We start from the raw sequence: 17,962 nt of genomic DNA on the forward strand, positions 1-17,962 counted from the left end.
CCCCCGAGTCCGCGAGGCTTGGTCCACCGCACCGAAACGAGCACAACATGCCAGGACAACAGCACACGATCGGCCGCCGCGCCCTCCTCGCCGGCTCCGCCGGGATCGTCGCCGCCGCGGTCGTCGCCGAACCGGCCGCCGCAGGTGAGACGACTAGCGCGCTCCAGTCCACAGTGGATTCGATCGCGTCCGAGGCGCCCCGCACCCAGTGGGCCCAGTACACCGGCCCCGCCTTCGTCGACACCTACAGCACCAACACGGTCGAGAACCTCACCCCCGAGACCAACGCCGCCGTCCGCATCCTCAGCGGCTTCAAAGACCTGTGGCAGACCGGCTCGGCATGGAACAACGGCACGGCGCTCGACGAGGACGTCCTCGAAGCGAACCTGGAGTACAGCGAGGAGGTCACCGCCGCCCGCACCCCCGCCGCGTCCAAACAGGCCTACATCTTCGACCGCCAGCACCAGAGCTACAGCGCCATCGGCGGCCTCGGCCCCCTCGAAGCCCTCTACAAGACCGGCGCGAAGGCCGTCACCGCCATCACCGGCGCCCCCGACGGCATCCCCGCCGACAAGATCAGCGACTCGCTGCCCCCCGACGCCCCAGCCGGTTCGGCGATCGGCCCCGGCGCGACCGACTCCGACCTGGGCAAAGTCGCGCTCCTGGTGAACACGGTCCGAGGGAACAACACCTCCTCGAACCCGAGCAAACTCGCCTACCAGTACCCGCGCCCGTGGCGGATGAACCGCGCCAGCGAAGTCGTCGAGACCGGCGGCATCCCCGTCCTCGGCGTCCCCGCCTACGACTCGGCGGTCGCGGCCGCCCCCGAGCTGCTGCGCCAGCGCTCCACCACCCCCGCCGACGACGGCGGATTCCCCTCCGGCCACACCAACGCCGCCTGGCTCGCCGGGCTCGCACTCGCCTACGCGGTCCCCGAGCGGTTCCAGGAACTGCTGATGCGGGCCTCCGACACCTCGCACTCGCGGATCGTCGCCGGGATGCACAGCGCGGTCGACGTGGTCGGCGGCCGCATCCTCGGCACCGCACTCGCCGCCGCCGTGCTCTGCAACCCCGCGACCGCCCAGATCAAGGCCGACGCCCGCGCCCAGGCGCTGGCGTACTTCACCGAGCAGACCGGCGTTTCGGCCGACGAGCTGCACGCCTATGCGCACCGCGAGGCCACCGACACTGACGAGTACGCCGACCGCGAGGCCAACCGGGCGCGCTTCGCCGAACGCCTCACCTACATTCTCGAGCGCTCGGGCCGCGACACCGCGTTCACCGTCCCCAAGGGAGCGGAGGTCCTGCTGGAGACCCGCCTGCCCTACCTCAGCGCCGACCAGCGCCGCGAAGTCCTGCGCACCACCGCCCTCAGGGCCGGTTACCCGATCCTCGACGGCCCGGAGCAGTGGGGCCGACTCGACCTCTTCGCCGCCGCCGACGGCTACGGCCGCTTCGACGACGGCGTCCAGGTCACGATGGACGCCGCTCTGGGCGGCTTCAACGCCGCCGACACCTGGCGCGGCGACATCGGCGGGTCCGGGAAGCTCACCAAGGCCGGCACCGGCTCCCTCACCCTCACCGGCGACAACTCCTTCTCCGGCGGCGTCGCGCTGCAGGCCGGCACCCTCCGGGCCGCCTCGGCGAACGCCCTCGGCAAAGGCGGTGTCACCCTCACCGGCGGCACGCTCGCGGTCGACACCGGGCAGCTCGAAGTGCGCGCCCTCGCCCAGTCGAACGCGACCCTCCAGGTGCTGCTGAACGACGGCGACGAGCCCGCCCTGGACGTGGACAAGAAAGTCACCCTCGGCGCCGGTGCGGTCCTGCGGGTCACCCTCGACCCGCAGCGCCCGCCCACCCCGGGCGTCGACCTCCCGGTCATCAAGGCACAAGAGGTCAAGGGCACGTTCGCAGAGATCGTGCTCGACGTCCCCGGCTACACCGCCACCGCCGAGTACGAGAAGAAGCGCGTCAAGGTCCGCATCGACGCCGCCTGACCGGGTCGGCCCCGGCCGTACGCCGGCCGGGGCCGAATCCCCACAAATCCAGGGCCGTACATTTGTACGATTGCATTTGGACGAACGGCCCGCGATCTCCATAGGCTTCAGGCGACTCCCACGAAAGGAACACCATGAGCGCCAACGAAGTCCTCGCCTACTACACCCGGCCCGGCCCGCTCTCCGACGCCGGAGCGCACCACGACGCCCTGCTCGCCCTCCCGGCCGACGTCCCCGGCCTCCTCGCCGCCGTCCAAGGCGCCCTCGTGCACCAGGACTTGACCGGCCTCTACGGCTTCGCACTCCCCGAGGACCGCAGGGACACCGCCCACTTCCGCGCGACCGCGGGCATTCTCGACCGGATCCTCGCCGAAGACCGACGGCCCCTGACCGAGGCGCGCGAACCGGAACGCCGCTTCGCCTGCACCTGCCGCACCTTCACCCTCGTCACCGTCGCCGCTCTCCGCGCCCACGGCGTCCCCGCCCGCGCCCGCTGCGGCTTCGGCAACTACTTCCCGGCCCCAGGCTGGCACATCGACCACTGGGTCGCCGAGTACTGGAACGGCGAACGCTGGATCCTCTCCGACGCCCAGATGGACCCGATTCAAGTCAAGGAGTTCGGCCTCGACTTCGACCCTGCGGACGTCCCGCGCGACAAGTTCGTCGTCGCCGGGCAGGCCTGGAACGCCTACCGGGCGGGCGACATCGACGCCGACAAGTGCGGACTCCCCGGCATCCCCGGCGAGTCGGGCCCCTGGTGGATCGCCGCCAACCTCATCCGCGACACCGCCGCACTGTCCAACATGGAACTCCTGCCCTGGGACCTGTGGGGCGCGATCCCCGAACCCGAAGACGAGATCGGACCCGACCTCACCGCCCTGTTCGACGAACTCGCGACCACCACCGCCGACCCCGCGACCGCCGCCGAGGTCCGCTCACGCTACGCGACCGACGAGCGGCTCCGCGTCCCCGACCAGGTCCGCAACGCGGTCCGCCAGGCGGCCGAGCCGGTCATCCCGGCCTCCTGACCCACCGGTGCTGTACGGTTCGGTGCGTATCCCACACAAAAGGAGTGACCAACAGTGGACGTGGAGCGCACCGAGCTGCCCGGAATCGGCGTGCGGTTCGAATTCGAGACCAAACGCCATGTGCGCCTAGGCATCGTCGCCCACCGCGAGGGCCGCCGCGACTTCATCATCTACGACCCCGACGACCCCGACTCGATGCTCGACTGCATCGTCTTCTCCGCCGACGAATCCGCCGCCATCGGCGAACTCCTCGGCGGCGCCCGCATCGTCGAGAAGCTCAACCGGCTCCACCACGAGATCGACAACCTCGTCTCCCGCCAGCTGAAGATCGACGCCACCAGCCCCTACGCCGAGCGGCCCCTCGGCGACACCCGCGCCCGCACCCGCACCGGCGCCTCCATCGTCGCCATCGTCCGCGCGACGGACGGCGTCGAGACCGGCCCGCCCCCCTCCGCGCTCCTCCACGTAGGCGACCGCCTCGTGACCATCGGGACGCAAGAGGCCGTCGACGCCGTCGACCGGATCCTGCGCGGTATCGACTAATGCACGAGACCGTCGAGCTCCTCCTTGAACTCGGCCTCCTCATCGGAGCCCTCGGTCTGCTCGGAGCCATCGCCGGCAAGTTCGGCATCTCCGCCATCCCGCTCTACCTGCTCGCCGGCCTCGCCTTCGGCCACGGCGGCATCTACGAGATGCACGCCATCACCGGCTTCCTCGACGTCGGCGCCGAAGTGGGCGTCGTCCTGCTCCTGTTCACCCTCGGCCTCGAGTACACGCCGCGCGAACTGCTCGGCACCATGAAGACCTCATGGCTCGGCGCCGTCGTCGACCTCGTCCTCAACGCCACGCCCGGCGTGCTATGCGCGCTCCTGCTCGGCTGGGGACCCGTCGCGGCCGTCGTCTTCGGCGGCGTCACCTACGTGTCCTCCTCCGGCATCATCGCGAAAGTCCTCTCCGACCTCGGCTGGCTCGGCAACCGCGAAACGCCCACGATCCTCGCGCTCCTCGTGGCCGAAGACCTCGTCATGGCGCTCTACCTGCCGATCCTCACCACGATCCTCGCCGGACTCGCGTTCGGACAGGCCGCGATCGGCCTCGGCGTCGCCCTGCTCGCCGTCGCCGCGGCGTTCGTCATCGCCTCCCGCTTCGGCGGCCTGCTCTCCCGGTTCCTCGCCTCGCCGAGCGACGAGATCCTCATGCTCAAGGTCATGGGCCTCGTCCTCGTCGTCGCCGGACTCGCGGAGAAGGTGCACGTCTCGGCCGCCGTCGGCGCGTTCATCGTCGGCATGGCCCTCTCCGGCGAGGTCTCGCGCCAAGCCGAGGAGACCCTGGAGCCGCTCAAGAACCTGTTCGCGGCGGTCTTCTTCGTCAACTTCGGGCTCGAGACCGACCCCGGCGCGCTGCCACCGGTCCTCCCGGTCGCCATCGCGCTGGCGGTCTGCACGATCGCGACGAAGTTCGCCACCGGCTGGTGGGCCGCCGGCCGCTCCGGCTCCGCGTTCACCGGCAAGCTCCGCGCCGGACTCGTGCTCCTACCGCGAGGCGAGTTCTCGATCGTCATCGCCGGACTCGGCGTCACGGCGGGCCTCAATCCCGCACTCGGATCCGTCGCCGCCGCGTACGTGCTGATCCTGGCCGCCATCGGCCCGCTCGCACCGCGCCTCGCGGGCCCGATCGTCGCCAAGCGCCGCAAGAAGAACCGCGCGAGGCGACTCGCGCAAGCGGCGTCCTAGCAGCGCGGTGGCGGGAGTCGCATCCTTCACTCCCGCCACCGCACACGCCGCACCGCCAGCCCGGCTTGATAGAACTCAGGGATGGCTGAAACCGCGAAAGAGCCCCGCCCGCAAGACGAGGTCGTCGACATCGCCCGCGACCTCATCCGCATCGACACCACCAACACCGGCGACAACGCGACCGCGAAGGGCGAACGCGCCGCCGCCGAGTACGTCGCGGAGAAGCTCGCCGAAGTCGGCCTCGAAGCCCGGATCTATGAGTCGGCGCCCGGCCGCGCCTCGGTCGCCTGCCGCTACCCCGGCGCCGACCCCTCCCGCGGGGCCCTCCTCCTCCACGGCCACCTCGACGTCGTCCCCGCCGAAGCCAGCGAGTGGACCGTCCACCCCTTCTCCGGCGAGATCAAGGACGGCTACCTCTTCGGCCGCGGCGCGGTCGACATGAAGGACTTCGACGCCATGCTCCTCGCGCTCGTCCGCGACTGGAAGCGCCGCGGCAAGGTCCCCCCGCGCGACCTGGTCCTCCTCTTCACCGCCGACGAGGAGGCCGGCTCCGACTACGGTGCCCGCTTCATGGTCGAACAGCACCCCGAGGTCTTCGAAGGCGTCACCGAAGCGGTCGGTGAAGTCGGCGGCTTCTCCATGACCCTCCCCAACGACCTGCGCGTCTACGTGGTCCAGACCGCTGAGAAGGGCCTCGACTGGCTCCGCCTGCGCGCCACCGGCCGCCCCGGCCACGGCTCGATGCTCCACGACGACAACGCCGTCACCCGCCTCACCCGCGCCGTCGCCAACATCGGCCAGCACGAGTTCCCGGTCGAGATGACCCCCACCGTGCGCCAGTTCCTCGAATCCGTCTCCGACCTCACCGGCATCGAATTCGACCCGAACAACCCGGACGAGACGGTCGCCAAGCTCGGCCCCGTCGCCCGCCTCATCGGCGCGACCCTGCGGAACACGGCCAACCCGACCCGCCTCAACGCGGGCTACAAGACCAACGTCATCCCCTCCACCGCCGACGCCGTCATCGACTGCCGCTCGCTGCCGGGCCGCAACGACGAACTCGAAGCGATCCTCCGCGAACTCGCCGGCGACGGCATCGACTTCGAGTACGAGATCCGCCAGCCCGGCTACGAGACCTCCTTCGACGGCGTCCTCGTCGATGCGATGGCCGAGGCGATCCGCCAGGCCGACCCCGGCGCCCACACCGTCCCGTACATGCTCTCGGGCGGCACCGACGCGAAGGCCTTCGCCACCCTCGGCATCCGCTGCTTCGGCTTCGCCCCCCTGAAACTCCCCGCCGACCTCGACTTCACCGCCCTCTTCCACGGCATCGACGAGCGCGTCCCGCTCGACGGCCTGACGTTCGGCGTCGACGTCATGGACCGCTTCATCTCCCAGTCTTAGACCGCGAGAACCCAACGGGCCCTGAGCCAGTGAGCGCGCTCACCGGTTCAGGGCCCGACTGATGCTGGACACCGCCCCCTGAGCCCCGCTACAATCGGTGGCGATGTTGATCTTCCTTTAGAAAGCAGCCAGGCCTTCGCGTAGAGCACCGCTCCGCGACGGCCGCCGAGGCACGCATCGCAATCCATGAAGCCCTGAACGCTTCCCGCGTGCCGCTCATCCGCAATTCCCTCGCGAACGACTGCTTTCTGGAGGCGCGCATGTTCCGCCATGCCCAACTGACCCTTGTAGACATCACGAAGCGCTACGCCGACCACCTCGTCCTCGACCGCGTCACCTTCACCGTGAAACCGGGGGAGAAGCTCGGCGTCATCGGCGACAACGGCTCCGGCAAGTCCACCCTGCTCAGGCTCATCGCCGAAGTCGAGCCGCCCGACAACGGCGAGCTGACGATCGTCTCCCCCGGAGGCGTCGGCTACCTGCCGCAGCAACTCGACCTGCCCGAACACGACACCGTCGCCGACGCGATCGACCTCGCCCTCGCGGACCTCCGCGAGATCGAGCGGCACATGCGCGAGACCGAACAGGAACTCGCCGACGGCGACGACGCCGCAGGCGAGCGGTACGCCGAACTCCTCGCGCACTTCGAAGCCCGCGAAGGCTGGGACGCCGACCTCCGCGTCGACCAGGCACTGGAAGTCCTCGGGCTCCCAGGCCTCGACCGAAGCCGCCCTTTGGGGACGCTCTCGGGCGGCGAGCGCTCGCGACTGATGCTGGCCGCGACCCTCGCGGCCAGGCCCGCGCTCCTACTGCTCGACGAGCCGTCGAACGACCTCGACGACAACGCCGTCACCTGGCTCGAAGCGCAACTGCGCGACTGGCCCGGCACCGTGGTCGCCGTGACCCACGACCGCGCCTTCTTGGAGGCCATCACCACCACCATGCTCGAAGTGGTCGATCGGAAGGCGCGCCGCTACGGCAACGGCTACACCGGGTACCTCATTGCAAAGGAGACCGAACGCCTGCAAGCGGCGGAGGCTTACGAGACCTGGAAGGTCGAAGTCGAACGCCAGCAAGGCATCGTGGACCACAACGCAGGTCGCATGGATGCGATCCCGCGCAAGCTCGAAAAGCCCGGATCAGGTGCCGGGGCCTTCCGGGCTCGGGGTCGCACTCATGGTGCGGGCAGCCGCATCAAGGTCGCGAAGCAGATGCTCGAACGGCTCCGAGCGCACCCGGTCCCGAGGCCGCCCGATCCGATGCGCTTCGAATCCGCACTGGAGACCACCGGTGCGGGCACCGAGGCGCCCGCCTTGGTGCTGAACGACATCCGAGTGGGCGACCGACTCAAAGTGGACAGCCTGAAGATCGCCCACGGCGAGCGGGTCCTCATCACCGGACCGAACGGTGCGGGCAAGACCACGCTCATGAGGGTCCTCGCAGGAGAACTCGATTCCGACCAAGGCGAGGTCGAACGCAACGGAGCCGTCGGCCACCTGCGCCAACTCGCCGGACCGGGCTCGGGCCGGCAGTCGGTCCTGCGGGCCTTCGCCGAAGGCCGCGTCGGCACGCTCGAAGAGCACGCCGAAGCACTCGATCGCTTGGGCCTGTTCGCCCATGAACAGTTCGGCACCCAGGTGACGGCACTGTCGGTGGGCCAGCGCCGCCGCCTCGAACTGGCCCGACTCGTATCGAGACCGGTGGACATCCTGCTCCTGGACGAGCCGACCAACCACCTGTCCCCGCTGCTGGCCGAACAGTTGCAGGAGGCACTGAAGAACTACGCGGGAACGGTGGTCCTGGTCAGCCACGACCGCCGCCTCCGCGAGTCCTTCCAAGGCGGCCACCTGGAAATGGACGCGGGCACGATCGCCTGACACGCACCCGCCGAAGGTGGGACCGGAACCGGCGCAACCGGATTCGGTTCCACCCCCTCCCCGGAAAGGAACCCCTCATGGCCCTTACGATCATCTACGAGACCCACGCGATCACCGAGGACAACGAGAACGGCATCGCGACCGGTCGTCTTCCCGGCCGCTTGTCGGCCCGGGGGCGCGAGGTCGCCGCCGAACTCGGGGCTCGCCATTGCGCACCCCGCCCTGACGCCGTGTTCACCTCCGACCTCCAGCGCGCGGTCGAGACCGCGCGAATCGCCTTCGGCGACACCAACATCCCCGTCCATCAAGACCCGCGCCTGCGCGAATGCGACTACGGCGACCTCAACGGCCACCCGGTCGCCGAGGTCGCCGCACTCCGGGCCGTACGCATCGACCGGCCGTTCCCGGGCGGACAGAGCTACAACCAGGTCATCGAGGCGACCCGCGAATTCCTCCGCGACGTCGCCGCCGACCACGACGGCCGACGGATCGTCGTCATCGCCCACTCCGCGAACCGCTGGGCCCTGCAGGTCCTCCTCGGCGGTGCCCGTATCGAAGACCTCGTGGACGCCCCGTTCCAGTGGCAGCCCGGCTGGCCCTTCGTCCTCGACGGGAAGCTGTAGGTGGGGCTCGGGGCCGACTACCGGCGGATCTGGTTCGGCAACGCGTCGGCGAACCTGGCCGACGGGATCACCTTCATCGCACTGCCGCTGCTGGCGGCGACGATCACCACCAACCCGCTCGCGGTGGCCGGCCTCGCGGTCGCGCACTCGTCGTCCCGCATCGTCTCGGTCCTTGGCATCGGCGTGCTCATCGACCGCGCCGACCGCCGCCGCCTCGCCTACCTCGCGAACTTCGCCCGTGCCGCAATGTTCGCGCTCCTGACGGGCCTGGTCCTTCTCGACGCCGCACCGATCGCCGTGCTGTATCTGGTCTACGCCGTGATGGGCGTGGTCGAGACCCTGGCCGACGGCGCCGCGCGCGCCGTCCTGCCGCAAGCGGTGCCCGCAGCGGGACTCGACAAGGCCAACTCGCAGATCGCCGGTACCCAACTGGTGATCGACGAGTTCATCGGCCCGCCTCTGGGCGGGCTCCTGTTCGCCATGGCCGCCTTCGCGCCCACGGCGCTCAACGCCCTCGCCTTTCTCTTGGCGGGCCTCGCCTTCTGGCGACTGCGCGGCACGTACGCCGTCGCCCGGGACACGACCGACACCGCTCCACGAAGCATCCGCACCGACATCCGCGAAGGCGCCGCTTGGGCCATGCGGCACCGGGTCATACGACTGCTCATCGCCCTCAGCGGCATCACCTGCGTGGCGTACATGATCCCGTTCTCCTACCTCGTCCTCTACGCGCAAGCGGAGCTGGGCCTCGACGGGACCGGCTACGGCCTGCTGCTCGCGTTCTCCGCCCTCGGGGGACTGCTGGGCAGCTTCATCGCGACGAGGCTGCGCCGGCGGATCGGCTACGGGTGGTCCATGGTCGCCGCGCTCACCACTGGAGCTCTCTCGTTCGCGGTGATCGCACTGACGACCAACCTCGTCATCGTCGCGATCGCACTGGCCGTCTACATTGCACATGCGGTCGTCTGGGGCATCATGGCCACCACGGTCCGCCAGCGGGCCACCCCGGCCGCGATGATGGGGCGGGTCGGGTCGCTGGACGGCTTCGTCGGCCTGATCGGCCTCGCCGTCGGCGCGGGCGCGGGCGGACTGCTCGCCTCCGGTCTCGGCTATCGGATCCCGTTCGCGATCGCCGGTGCGGTCTTCGCCTGCGCGGCCGTGCTGTGCCTCCTCTCCATCGGCAGCCTGCGCGCATGGGAGGACGCCGACGCGTCGGACCAGCCCGACTGACGGCGAATCCCGGTCAACGGTGGGCCATGACCAGTGCTCTTCCGGCCGTCGCGCACTGCGCGGCGTACTCGGAGGGCGGGTAGCCGATGAGGTTCTTGAAGTCGTGGGTGAAGTGGGCGTGGTCGGACCAGCCGAGTTCGGCCGCGAGGCGGGACAGGTCCGCCTGCGGGTCCTCGGCGAGGCGGTCGGCCGCGTCGTGGAGGCGGTACCGCTGGATCAAGGTCTTCGGGCCGAGCCCCAGGAAGTCCTGGAAGAGCCGCTGGAGTGTCTTGGGGGACATGTCGAAGCGGGCCGCGACCTCGTCCACGCGCGTGATCGAGCGATCCTCGAGCATTGCCCGCACCACCGCGAGCAACCGTCCGTAGCGGGGATCGGGCCGCTCCGGGACCCGGTCGGTCAGGAACCGCGAGACCACCTGGATGGCGTCGATGTCGCCGCCGCTCATCACGATCGCGTTCAACTCGTCGACCTCGGGGCCGAACACCGTGGCCGCGCCCGCCGACCAGTCCGCCAGCGCCGTCCCCGCCACACCGCTGAACGCCGTGAACCCGCCCGGCCGGAACTTCACGCCGAACACGCGGCCGCGGCCGGTGAGCGGGTGCCGCGAGACGGCGATGCCGGGGCCGTGCAGCTCGGCGCCGATCACGGGCATGAAGCTCAGGTTCACGCACGGGTGGGGGATCACCACCGACTCGTACGAAGCGCCGTCCGGCAGGTCCCAGTGGACCGACCAGTACCGCTCGACGTACTGTCCGAGCAGGCCGGTCTCGCGGTATCGCCGCAGGTCGATGAAGCGCACGGCCTCCTGTGGTCGCAGCAGGCCCTTGTCGCTCGCGGTAGCTCCGTTCACGCCCCGAAAACTACCCCGGGGGTACGTCGTTTTTTTACAAGCGAGCCCGGGCGCGCCCGGGCGAGACTGGGCCCATGAGCGAAACCAAGGTCAACCCGATCCCGGACGGCTACCACTCGATCGTGCCGTTCATCGTCGTCAACGAGGCCGCCAGGGCCATCGAGTTCTACAAGGAGGTCTTCGGCGCGAAGGTCCTCATGCGCAACAACGGGCCGGACGGCTCGGTCATGCACTGCGACCTGCAGATCGGCGATTCGGTCCTCCAGTTGGGAGACGCGAACCCGCAGTGGGGCCTCGAATCGCCGAACGCCGAGCAGATCACCGGGTCGCTCGCGGTCTACGTCGAGGACTGCGATGCGGTGTACGCCAAGGCGGTCGAAGCCGGTGCCACCGTGCGCGAGGAGCCGTCGGTGTTCCTCACCGGCGACCGGTACGCGTCCATCGCCGACCCGTTCGGGCGCCGCTGGTCGATCATGACCCGGGTCGAGGACGTCTCGCACGAGGAGGCCGAGCGCCGCATCGACGAGTGGATCGCCTCCATGGGCGAAGGCTAGGAAGCGGAGACGGACCGCCCCGCGCCGGAGTCGGCGCGGGGCGGTCGCTTGCTGCGGGGATCGGGACTTCGATCGGGGAGTGGTACCGGCGCTATCGGGGGCTAACCGCAGTTGCCCCAGCTCTGGCGGCCGCCGAAGGCGCTGGAGCCGCTGGGGGAGTAGATGTAGCCCCAGTACTGGACGCACGCGTCCGCGGCGTACGCCGAGATCGACTCCCAGTGCGAGGCGCTGTCGTCGGCCCTGTGGTAGGTGGTGTCGCCCTGGACGACGAGCACGGCGGCGATGCGCGTCGGGGTGCCGTGGTAGGGGGAGCCGCTGGTCTTGTTGGTGACGACGCAGTTGCGGCCGTTGCTCGCGTTGTAGGCGAGGATGACCTCGCCCCACTTCGCGCCCGAGCTGGAGTTCACGTTGCGCACGCCGTCGGAGGCGATCGCGTAGCCCGATCCGCAGCCGTTGGTGACGGCCTCGGCGCGGGTGTGGGCCGAAGCCGGTTGCGCCGTGGCGACGAGCATGGCCGCCACGGCGACCAGCGTTGCGAAGATGATGAACGCCGGCCGCACGAGGCGGTTGGCGAGAGCGTTTGCCATGAAGGCACCGTCTTTCCTGTCGTGTCCTGTCCGCAGAGCCGGCCTCGCGGCCGGTCCCCGCAGCGGGGCGTGAGCACACTCTCACCGTCCCCGAGTGAACACGCTCCTCAAGGCGCGACGGGTTGCCTTCATGTCCAAGGAGGACAGGACGAATCGCGCCCCAAAGTCCACAGCGGACCCACCCGCACCGGTACTGGCCAGTCGTCACGAAAAACGGGTTCTTAAGGGCCCCTTAGTAACTCTCGGGGTACCCGACTGTGGGGGCCGACACATCGTCCAGCGCCAGGCGGATCTCCGGCGGCAGGAACAACTGCTCGGCCGCCAGCGAGGCCCGCAACTGGGTCGCGTTCCGGGCGCCCACGATCGCCGACGCCACACCCGGCTGGTCGCGCACCCACGCCAGCGCCACCTCCAGCGGGCTCACCCCGAGCCCCTCGGCCGCGGTCGCGCACGCCTCGACGATCCCCGCCGAACGCTCGTCCAGGTACACCCCGGCGAACCGCGCCCACTGCGCCGAGACCGCCCGCGAGTCGGCAGGCCGCCCGAACCGGTACTTGCCGGTCAGCACACCGCGCCCGAGCGGCGACCACGCGAGCACGCCCATCTCCAAGGCCAGGCAGGCCGGCAGGACCTCGCGCTCGACACCGCGCTGCAGCAGCGAGTACTCCACCTGGTTGGCCACGATCGGGGCCCGCCCCGGCCACGCCGACTGCCAGGCGAACGCCCGCGCGGTCTGCCACCCGGTGTGATTCGAAAGCCCCACATAGCGGACCTTGCCGCTCGACACCGCCGAATCGAGCACCGACATGGTCTCCTCGAGCGGCGTGTCCGGGTCGTACACGTGCAGGATCCACAGGTCGATGTAGTCGGTGCCGAGCCGCCGCAGCGAGCCCTCCAGCGACCGCATGAGCCAGCCGCGCGACGTGTCGCGCTTGCGCGGCGCGCCGTCCGTTCGCACCCCGGCCTTGGTCGCGATGTGCAGCTCCGACCGGGCCGCGATCTTGCCGATGAGCTGCCCGATCACCGCTTCGGACGCGCCCTGCCCGAACACGTCGGCGGTGTCCACGAGCGTGCCGCCGGCCTCCACGAACGTCTGCAGCTGCGCCGCGGCGTCCTCGAGGCCGGCCTCGTCGGTGGTCCACGTCATCGTCCCCAGGCCGAGCGAGGAGACTTCGATGCCGCTGCGTCCAAGTGGTCGGCGTTCCATGACCACACAAGTTACATCGAGCAACCTTCGCATGAAAGCCTCAGGTGCACTGGGAAGGGCAACAAGTGCGCATCGGACGCGAACGCCCCGGCACTGGCCGGTCGGCCGGTCTTCGAAATATGATCGCGGGCATGGAATCCTGGACCGCCCCGCACCTGCCCTCCCTCCCCGGCCACGGACCGGCACTGCGCCTGCACGACACCGCGTCCGCAGGACTGCGCGAGACGGTCAAGCCCGGCGCCGAGCGCGCCTCGATGTACGTCTGCGGCATCACCCCCTACGACGCCACCCACCTCGGCCACGCCGCCACGATGATCACCTTCGACCTCGTGCACCGGTACTGGCTCGACCAGGGCATCGACGTCCACTACGCCCAGAACGTCACCGACGTCGACGAGCCGCTCTTCGAGCGCGCGACCCGCGACGGCACCGACTGGCAGGTCCTCGGCCTCCGCGAGACCGCCCTCTACCGCGAGGACATGGAGGCCCTCCAGGTCCTCCCGCCCCGCCACTACATCGGCGCCGTCGAGTCCATCCCCTCCGTCGGCCGCGCCGTCGCCCGCCTCCTCGAGACCGGCGCCGCCTACCGCCACGAGTCCGGCGACATCTACTACGCCGTCGAATCCCACCCCGGCTTCGGCGGCGAATCGAACTACGACCGCGAGACCATGCTCCGCTACGCCCGCGAACGCGGCGGCGACCCCGAACGCGAAGGCAAGCGCGACCCCCTCGACGCGGTCCTGTGGGTCGCCCCCCGCGACGGCGAGCCCTCCTGGGACTCGCCCGTCGGCCCCGGCCGCCCCGGCTGGCACATCGAATGCGCCTGCATCGCCCTCGACCACCTCGGCGAGAGCATCGACGTCCAAGGCGGCGGCAACGACCTCATCTACCCCCACCACGAGTTCTCCGCGGCCCACGCCGAATCCCTCACCGGCACCAGCCCGTTCGCGCGCACCTACGTCCACACCGGCATGATCGGCCTCGACGGCGAGAAGATGTCGAAGTCCCTCGGCAACCTCGTGTTCGTCTCCAAACTCCGCGCCGAAGGCGTCGACCCCGCCGCCGTCCGCCTCGCCCTCCTCGCCGACCACTACCGCGCCGACCGGCAGTGGAGCGCCACCGCGCTCGCCGAAGCCGAACTGCGCCTGGGGCGCTGGCGCGAGGCCGCCGGCCGCGAGCTCGCCGTCCCGGCCGGCGCGATGCTGAAGGCCGTGCGCGAGCGCCTGGCCGACGACCTCGACACCGCCGGGGCACTCGCCGCGGTCGACACCTGGGCGAACGAAACACTCCAGAACGGCGGCGAAGACCCCTCGGCGCCCACCCTTGCCCGCGACACGATGCGAGGACTGCTCGGAATAGACTGCGCACGCTGATTGTGCGAAATGCCGAGTATCGGTACGCTCGCAGTTGAGCGTGGCCGACTCCCCGTCCTCCTGGAGTCGAATTGAAGATCCTGCTGCTGGCGTCCGCATTCAACGGACTCACCCAGCGCGTCTGGTGCACCCTGCGCGAGCAGGGGCACGAGGTCGGCGTGGAACTCGCCGCGGCCCACAGCGCCCCCGAGACGCTGACCCGCGCAGTCGAGCGCATCGACCCCGACCTCATCCTGTGCCCGTTCCTCAAGCACCGCGTGCCCGAAGCGGTCTGGCGCCGCTGGACCACCGTGATCGTCCACCCTGGACCCGTCGGCGACCGCGGCCCCTCCTCGCTCGACCACACCCTGCTCGGCCAGAGCCCCCGCTGGGGCGTCACCGCGCTCTCGGCGGTCGAGGAGATGGACGCCGGACCGGTCTGGGCCTGCTCCACATTCGACGTCCCCGAGGGCATCACGAAATCGGCGCTCTACAACAGCCGCGTGGCCGACGCCGCCATGGACTGCGTCGCCACCGTCGTGCGCAAGGTCCAGGGCGGCGACCGCCCCGTCCCCGCCGAGGAACTGCCCCCGCCCGTCCAGGGCACCGGTGAGCTCCCGCTGCTGCGCCGCAACGCCTTCGAGCTCGACTGGCGCGCGTCCGCGACCGAGCTCGCCCGCCGCATCGCCGCCGCCGACGGCGCCCCCGGCGCGCCCGCCGTCATCGCCGATCGCACCTACTGCCTCTTCGACGCCGCCGCCGTCAGCGAGCACACCGGCGCCGAACCCGGCACCATCGTCGGCCGCGACTGCGAATCCATCGCCTTCGCCACCGGCCGCGGCACCCTCTGGGTCGGCTACGCCGCCCTCCTCGAGAAGAAGCGCGGCCCGAAGCTCCCCGCCGCCATGGTCATCGACGCCGCCCACGCGGCGTTCAAACCCGCGCCCGAGGCCATCGCCGAGACCGTCTACCGCCGCGAAGGCGACATCGGTTACCTCACCATCCGCTCCTACAACGGCGCCATGCACACCGAGCAGTGCCGCCGCCTCACCGGAGCGGTCGAGAAGGCACTCACCGAGGACACCCGCATCCTCGTCCTCACCGGCACCGAGCACGCCTTCTCCAACGGCATCCACCTCGGCGTCATCGACGCCGCCGCGGACCCCGCCGCCGAGGCCTGGGACAACATCAACGCCATCGACGACCTGTGCCTCGCCATCGCCGAGGCCGAGCAGCTCACCGTCGCCGCCTTCTCCGCGAACGCGGGCGCGGGCGGCGTCATGGCCGCACTCTGCGCCGACGTCACCGTCGCCCGCGACGGCACCGTCCTCAACCCGTACTACGACATGGGCATCTACGGATCCGAACTGCACACCTGGTCGGTCGCCAACCGCGTGGGCGAGCAGGTCGCCTCCCGCCTCCTGGGGGAGAAGCTGCCGATCTCCGCGGCCGAGGCCAAGCACATCGGCCTCATCGGCGCGGTCGGCCCGCGCGACTGGGACGAGTTCCAGCGCTGGCTGCGCGCCGTCGCGATCGGCTACAACGACCCGGTCACGCGCGGGCGCATGTTCGCCGCGAAGGCCCGCCGCCGCGCCGAGTCCAAGCCCTTGTCGTACTACCGCACCATCGAGCTCGCCGAGATGGCCCGCGACATGTTCGACGACCGCCACGGCTTCCACGGGAAGCGCCGCGCGTTCCTCGGCAAGGCGGCCCCGACCGAGACCCCGGAGAAGCTCCGCTTCAAGTGAGGGGAGCAGCTCCGCTCAACGTGAGGCGGGCCGGAGAGGGTTTGCCAGTCTCGCCACTGCGTTGACAGGTGCCGTCCCACCTGATGGACTGTCCCTATGTTCGAAGAAGGACAGTACTTCGCGCCGGTCAACACCGACGCCGACGGCACGGTCGTCGTGGAACTGGGTGAGAACCACCCGGGCTTCGCCGACCCCGAGTACCGCGAGCGGCGCAACGCCATCGCGGCCCTCGCACTGGACTGGGAACCCGGCCAACCTATGCCGACCGTTTCCTACTCAGACACCGAGCACGAGATATGGCGGCTGGTCAGCGCCGAACTCTCCGTGAAGCACCAAGCCCTGGCCGCACACGAGTACCTGGAGGGCGCCGAGCGCCTCAAACTCCCCGCCGACCACATCCCGCAGCTCCACGAGGTCTCCGAGGCGCTGGAGCCGCTCACCGGCTTCAGCTACCTGCCCGCGGCGGGGCTCGTGCCCCTGCGCGAGTTCTACGGGGTGCTCTCGGACGGCAAGTTCCACGCGACCCAGTACATCCGCCACCACTCGGTGCCGCTGTACACGCCCGAGCCCGACGTCATCCACGAGGTCATCGGCCACGCCAACGCCCTGGCCTCGCCGCGCTTCGCCGCCCTGTACCGGGCCGCGGGCGAGGCGGCCCGCCGCGTCCACTCCGAGGACGCGCTCGAGTTCGTCTCCCGCGTCTTCTGGTTCACCCTCGAGTTCGGGGTCATGAGCGAGAAGGACGGCCTGAAGGCCTACGGTGCGGGCATCCTGTCCTCGTACGGGGAGATCGACGAGTTCCGGGGCATGGAGATCATGCCGCTCGACCTGGTCACGATGGGCACCATCGACTACGACATCACGAAGTACCAGGACCACCTGTTCGACGCCGGCTCGATGGAGCAGCTGGAGGACGTGGTGGGGGAGTTCTGGTCGACCTGCGACGACGAGTCCATCGAGCGCCTGAAGGCCGACGCCCGCTAGCGGCACAGCGAAGCGGCCGGGCGCACCGCCCGGCCGCACCCCACCTCGTCCCGCGGTTCAGCCGCCGCTCTTGAGCGCGGCCATGCGCGCCTCGATCTCGGCGTCGTCGGCGAGCCCGTCGAGGCTCTCGAACTGCTGGTCCAGTGACGACATCGACAGTTCCGCCTGGCCCCGGACCTTGGCCTCCTCGCGGCGGACCTTCTCCTCGAAGCGGTTGACCTCGCTGAGCGGGTCCATGATGTCGACGCTGCCGATGGCCTCGTTCACCTGCTGCTGCGCCTGCGCGGTCTTCGCGCGCGCGGCCAGGCTGCTGCGCTTGGACTGCAATTCGGTGAGCTTGGTCTTCATCTGGTTGAGCGCGGTCTTGAGCTTGTCGACGACCTCCTGCTGGCTCTGGATGGTCGGCGCGGCGGCCTGGATCTCCTTCTCCGCGGCGAGCTGCTTGCCCAGGGCCACTTTGACGAGGTTGTCGAACTTGTCGGCCTCGGCGGTGTTGCCCGCCGCCCGCAGTTCGTCGGCCTTGCGGCTGGCGTTGCGGGCCTTGTTCTCCCACTCCTGGGCCGCCTCCTTGTCGGCGGCGGCGTCCTCCTCCATCATCCGGAGGTTGCCGATGGTCTCGGCGATGGAGCTCTCGGCGTCGGCGATGCTGTTCTTGTAGTCGCGCTCCATCTGGGCGAGCATCTTCTCCGGGTCCTCCGCGGAGTCGATGGCCTCGTTGATGTTCGCCTTGAGCAGCTGGCCGATGCGGCCGAAGATCGATTGCTTCTTGGTCATTGGTGGTCCCCACG

At 70.1% G+C, this 17,962-nt stretch carries 16 protein-coding genes; 12 read left to right on the top strand and 4 right to left on the bottom strand.

The features are described from left to right. The first annotated feature begins 47 nt into the window (after positions 1-47). From AB0I03_RS16315 to AB0I03_RS16350, 8 genes are all read left to right on the top strand, one after another. On the top strand, positions 48-1,997 hold the full coding sequence (locus tag AB0I03_RS16315; RefSeq protein ID WP_360412984.1) for a phosphatase PAP2 family protein: 1,950 nt from the start codon (positions 48-50) through the stop codon (positions 1,995-1,997). Between the two features lie 134 nt (positions 1,998-2,131). Continuing rightward, a complete protein-coding gene (locus tag AB0I03_RS16320) occupies positions 2,132-3,025 on the top strand; it encodes a transglutaminase domain-containing protein (RefSeq protein ID WP_360412987.1) in 894 nt (297 codons plus the stop codon). Positions 3,026-3,079: 54 nt separating this feature from the next. Continuing rightward, positions 3,080-3,568, top strand: a complete 489-nt coding sequence (locus tag AB0I03_RS16325; protein ID WP_360412989.1) for a TrkA C-terminal domain-containing protein — start codon at positions 3,080-3,082, stop codon at positions 3,566-3,568. Then, entirely contained in the window at positions 3,568-4,758 is a 1,191-nt protein-coding gene (locus AB0I03_RS16330; RefSeq protein ID WP_360412991.1) for a cation:proton antiporter, read from the top strand. The genes AB0I03_RS16325 and AB0I03_RS16330 overlap by 1 nt, the downstream gene beginning before the upstream one ends. A gap of 81 nt (positions 4,759-4,839) precedes the next feature. Then, complete coding sequence (locus tag AB0I03_RS16335) at positions 4,840-6,162, top strand: M20/M25/M40 family metallo-hydrolase (RefSeq protein WP_360412994.1); 1,323 nt, start codon at positions 4,840-4,842, stop codon at positions 6,160-6,162. 209 nt (positions 6,163-6,371) lie between these two features. Continuing rightward, positions 6,372-8,039 carry a ribosomal protection-like ABC-F family protein gene (abc-f, locus tag AB0I03_RS16340; protein WP_360412997.1) on the top strand — a complete coding sequence of 556 codons (1,668 nt, stop codon included), beginning with the start codon at positions 6,372-6,374 and terminating at the stop codon, positions 8,037-8,039. Positions 8,040-8,116: 77 nt separating this feature from the next. Then, a complete protein-coding gene (locus tag AB0I03_RS16345; RefSeq protein WP_360413000.1) occupies positions 8,117-8,662 on the top strand; it encodes a histidine phosphatase family protein in 546 nt (181 codons plus the stop codon). Continuing rightward, positions 8,663-9,892 carry an MFS transporter gene (locus AB0I03_RS16350; RefSeq protein ID WP_360413003.1) on the top strand — a complete coding sequence of 410 codons (1,230 nt, stop codon included), beginning with the start codon at positions 8,663-8,665 and terminating at the stop codon, positions 9,890-9,892. Positions 9,893-9,905: 13 nt separating this feature from the next. Here AB0I03_RS16350 and AB0I03_RS16355 read toward each other — a convergent pair whose 3' ends face one another. After that, positions 9,906-10,742, bottom strand: a complete 837-nt coding sequence (locus AB0I03_RS16355; protein ID WP_360413006.1) for a helix-turn-helix domain-containing protein — start codon at positions 10,740-10,742, stop codon at positions 9,906-9,908. Between the two features lie 74 nt (positions 10,743-10,816). On the opposite strand from AB0I03_RS16355, the gene AB0I03_RS16360 reads away from it, so the two are divergent. Continuing rightward, positions 10,817-11,296 carry a VOC family protein gene (locus AB0I03_RS16360; protein WP_360413009.1) on the top strand — a complete coding sequence of 160 codons (480 nt, stop codon included), beginning with the start codon at positions 10,817-10,819 and terminating at the stop codon, positions 11,294-11,296. A 101-nt stretch (positions 11,297-11,397) separates the two neighbouring features. Here the strand turns inward: AB0I03_RS16360 and AB0I03_RS16365 are convergent, their stop codons facing one another. Together AB0I03_RS16365 and AB0I03_RS16370 are read right to left on the bottom strand one after the other, a co-directional pair. Then, entirely contained in the window at positions 11,398-11,883 is a 486-nt protein-coding gene (locus AB0I03_RS16365) for a hypothetical protein (protein WP_360413011.1), read from the bottom strand. Positions 11,884-12,115: 232 nt separating this feature from the next. Next, complete coding sequence (locus tag AB0I03_RS16370) at positions 12,116-13,090, bottom strand: aldo/keto reductase (protein WP_360413014.1); 975 nt, start codon at positions 13,088-13,090, stop codon at positions 12,116-12,118. Between the two features lie 131 nt (positions 13,091-13,221). Here AB0I03_RS16370 and mshC point away from each other — a divergent pair, with 131 nt between their 5' ends. The 3 genes from mshC to AB0I03_RS16385 all read left to right on the top strand — a co-directional run bounded on the left by mshC (position 13,222) and on the right by AB0I03_RS16385 (position 17,174). After that, positions 13,222-14,463 (top strand): cysteine--1-D-myo-inosityl 2-amino-2-deoxy-alpha-D-glucopyranoside ligase, encoded by a 1,242-nt coding sequence (gene mshC / locus AB0I03_RS16375; RefSeq protein WP_360413017.1) that lies wholly within the window; start codon positions 13,222-13,224, stop codon positions 14,461-14,463. A gap of 71 nt (positions 14,464-14,534) precedes the next feature. Continuing rightward, positions 14,535-16,190, top strand: coding sequence for an enoyl-CoA hydratase-related protein (locus AB0I03_RS16380; protein ID WP_360413020.1), 1,656 nt, complete (start codon positions 14,535-14,537; stop codon positions 16,188-16,190). Positions 16,191-16,286: 96 nt separating this feature from the next. Next, positions 16,287-17,174 (top strand): phenylalanine 4-monooxygenase, encoded by an 888-nt coding sequence (locus tag AB0I03_RS16385; RefSeq protein ID WP_360413023.1) that lies wholly within the window; start codon positions 16,287-16,289, stop codon positions 17,172-17,174. Positions 17,175-17,231: 57 nt separating this feature from the next. Here AB0I03_RS16385 and AB0I03_RS16390 read toward each other — a convergent pair whose 3' ends face one another. After that, a complete protein-coding gene (locus AB0I03_RS16390; protein WP_360413026.1) occupies positions 17,232-17,948 on the bottom strand; it encodes a PspA/IM30 family protein in 717 nt (238 codons plus the stop codon). Positions 17,949-17,962 lie beyond the last annotated feature (14 nt).

The sequence above is a fragment of the Glycomyces sp. NPDC021274 genome (assembly GCF_040641195.1).
GTDB lineage: Bacteria > Actinomycetota > Actinomycetes > Mycobacteriales > Micromonosporaceae > Glycomyces.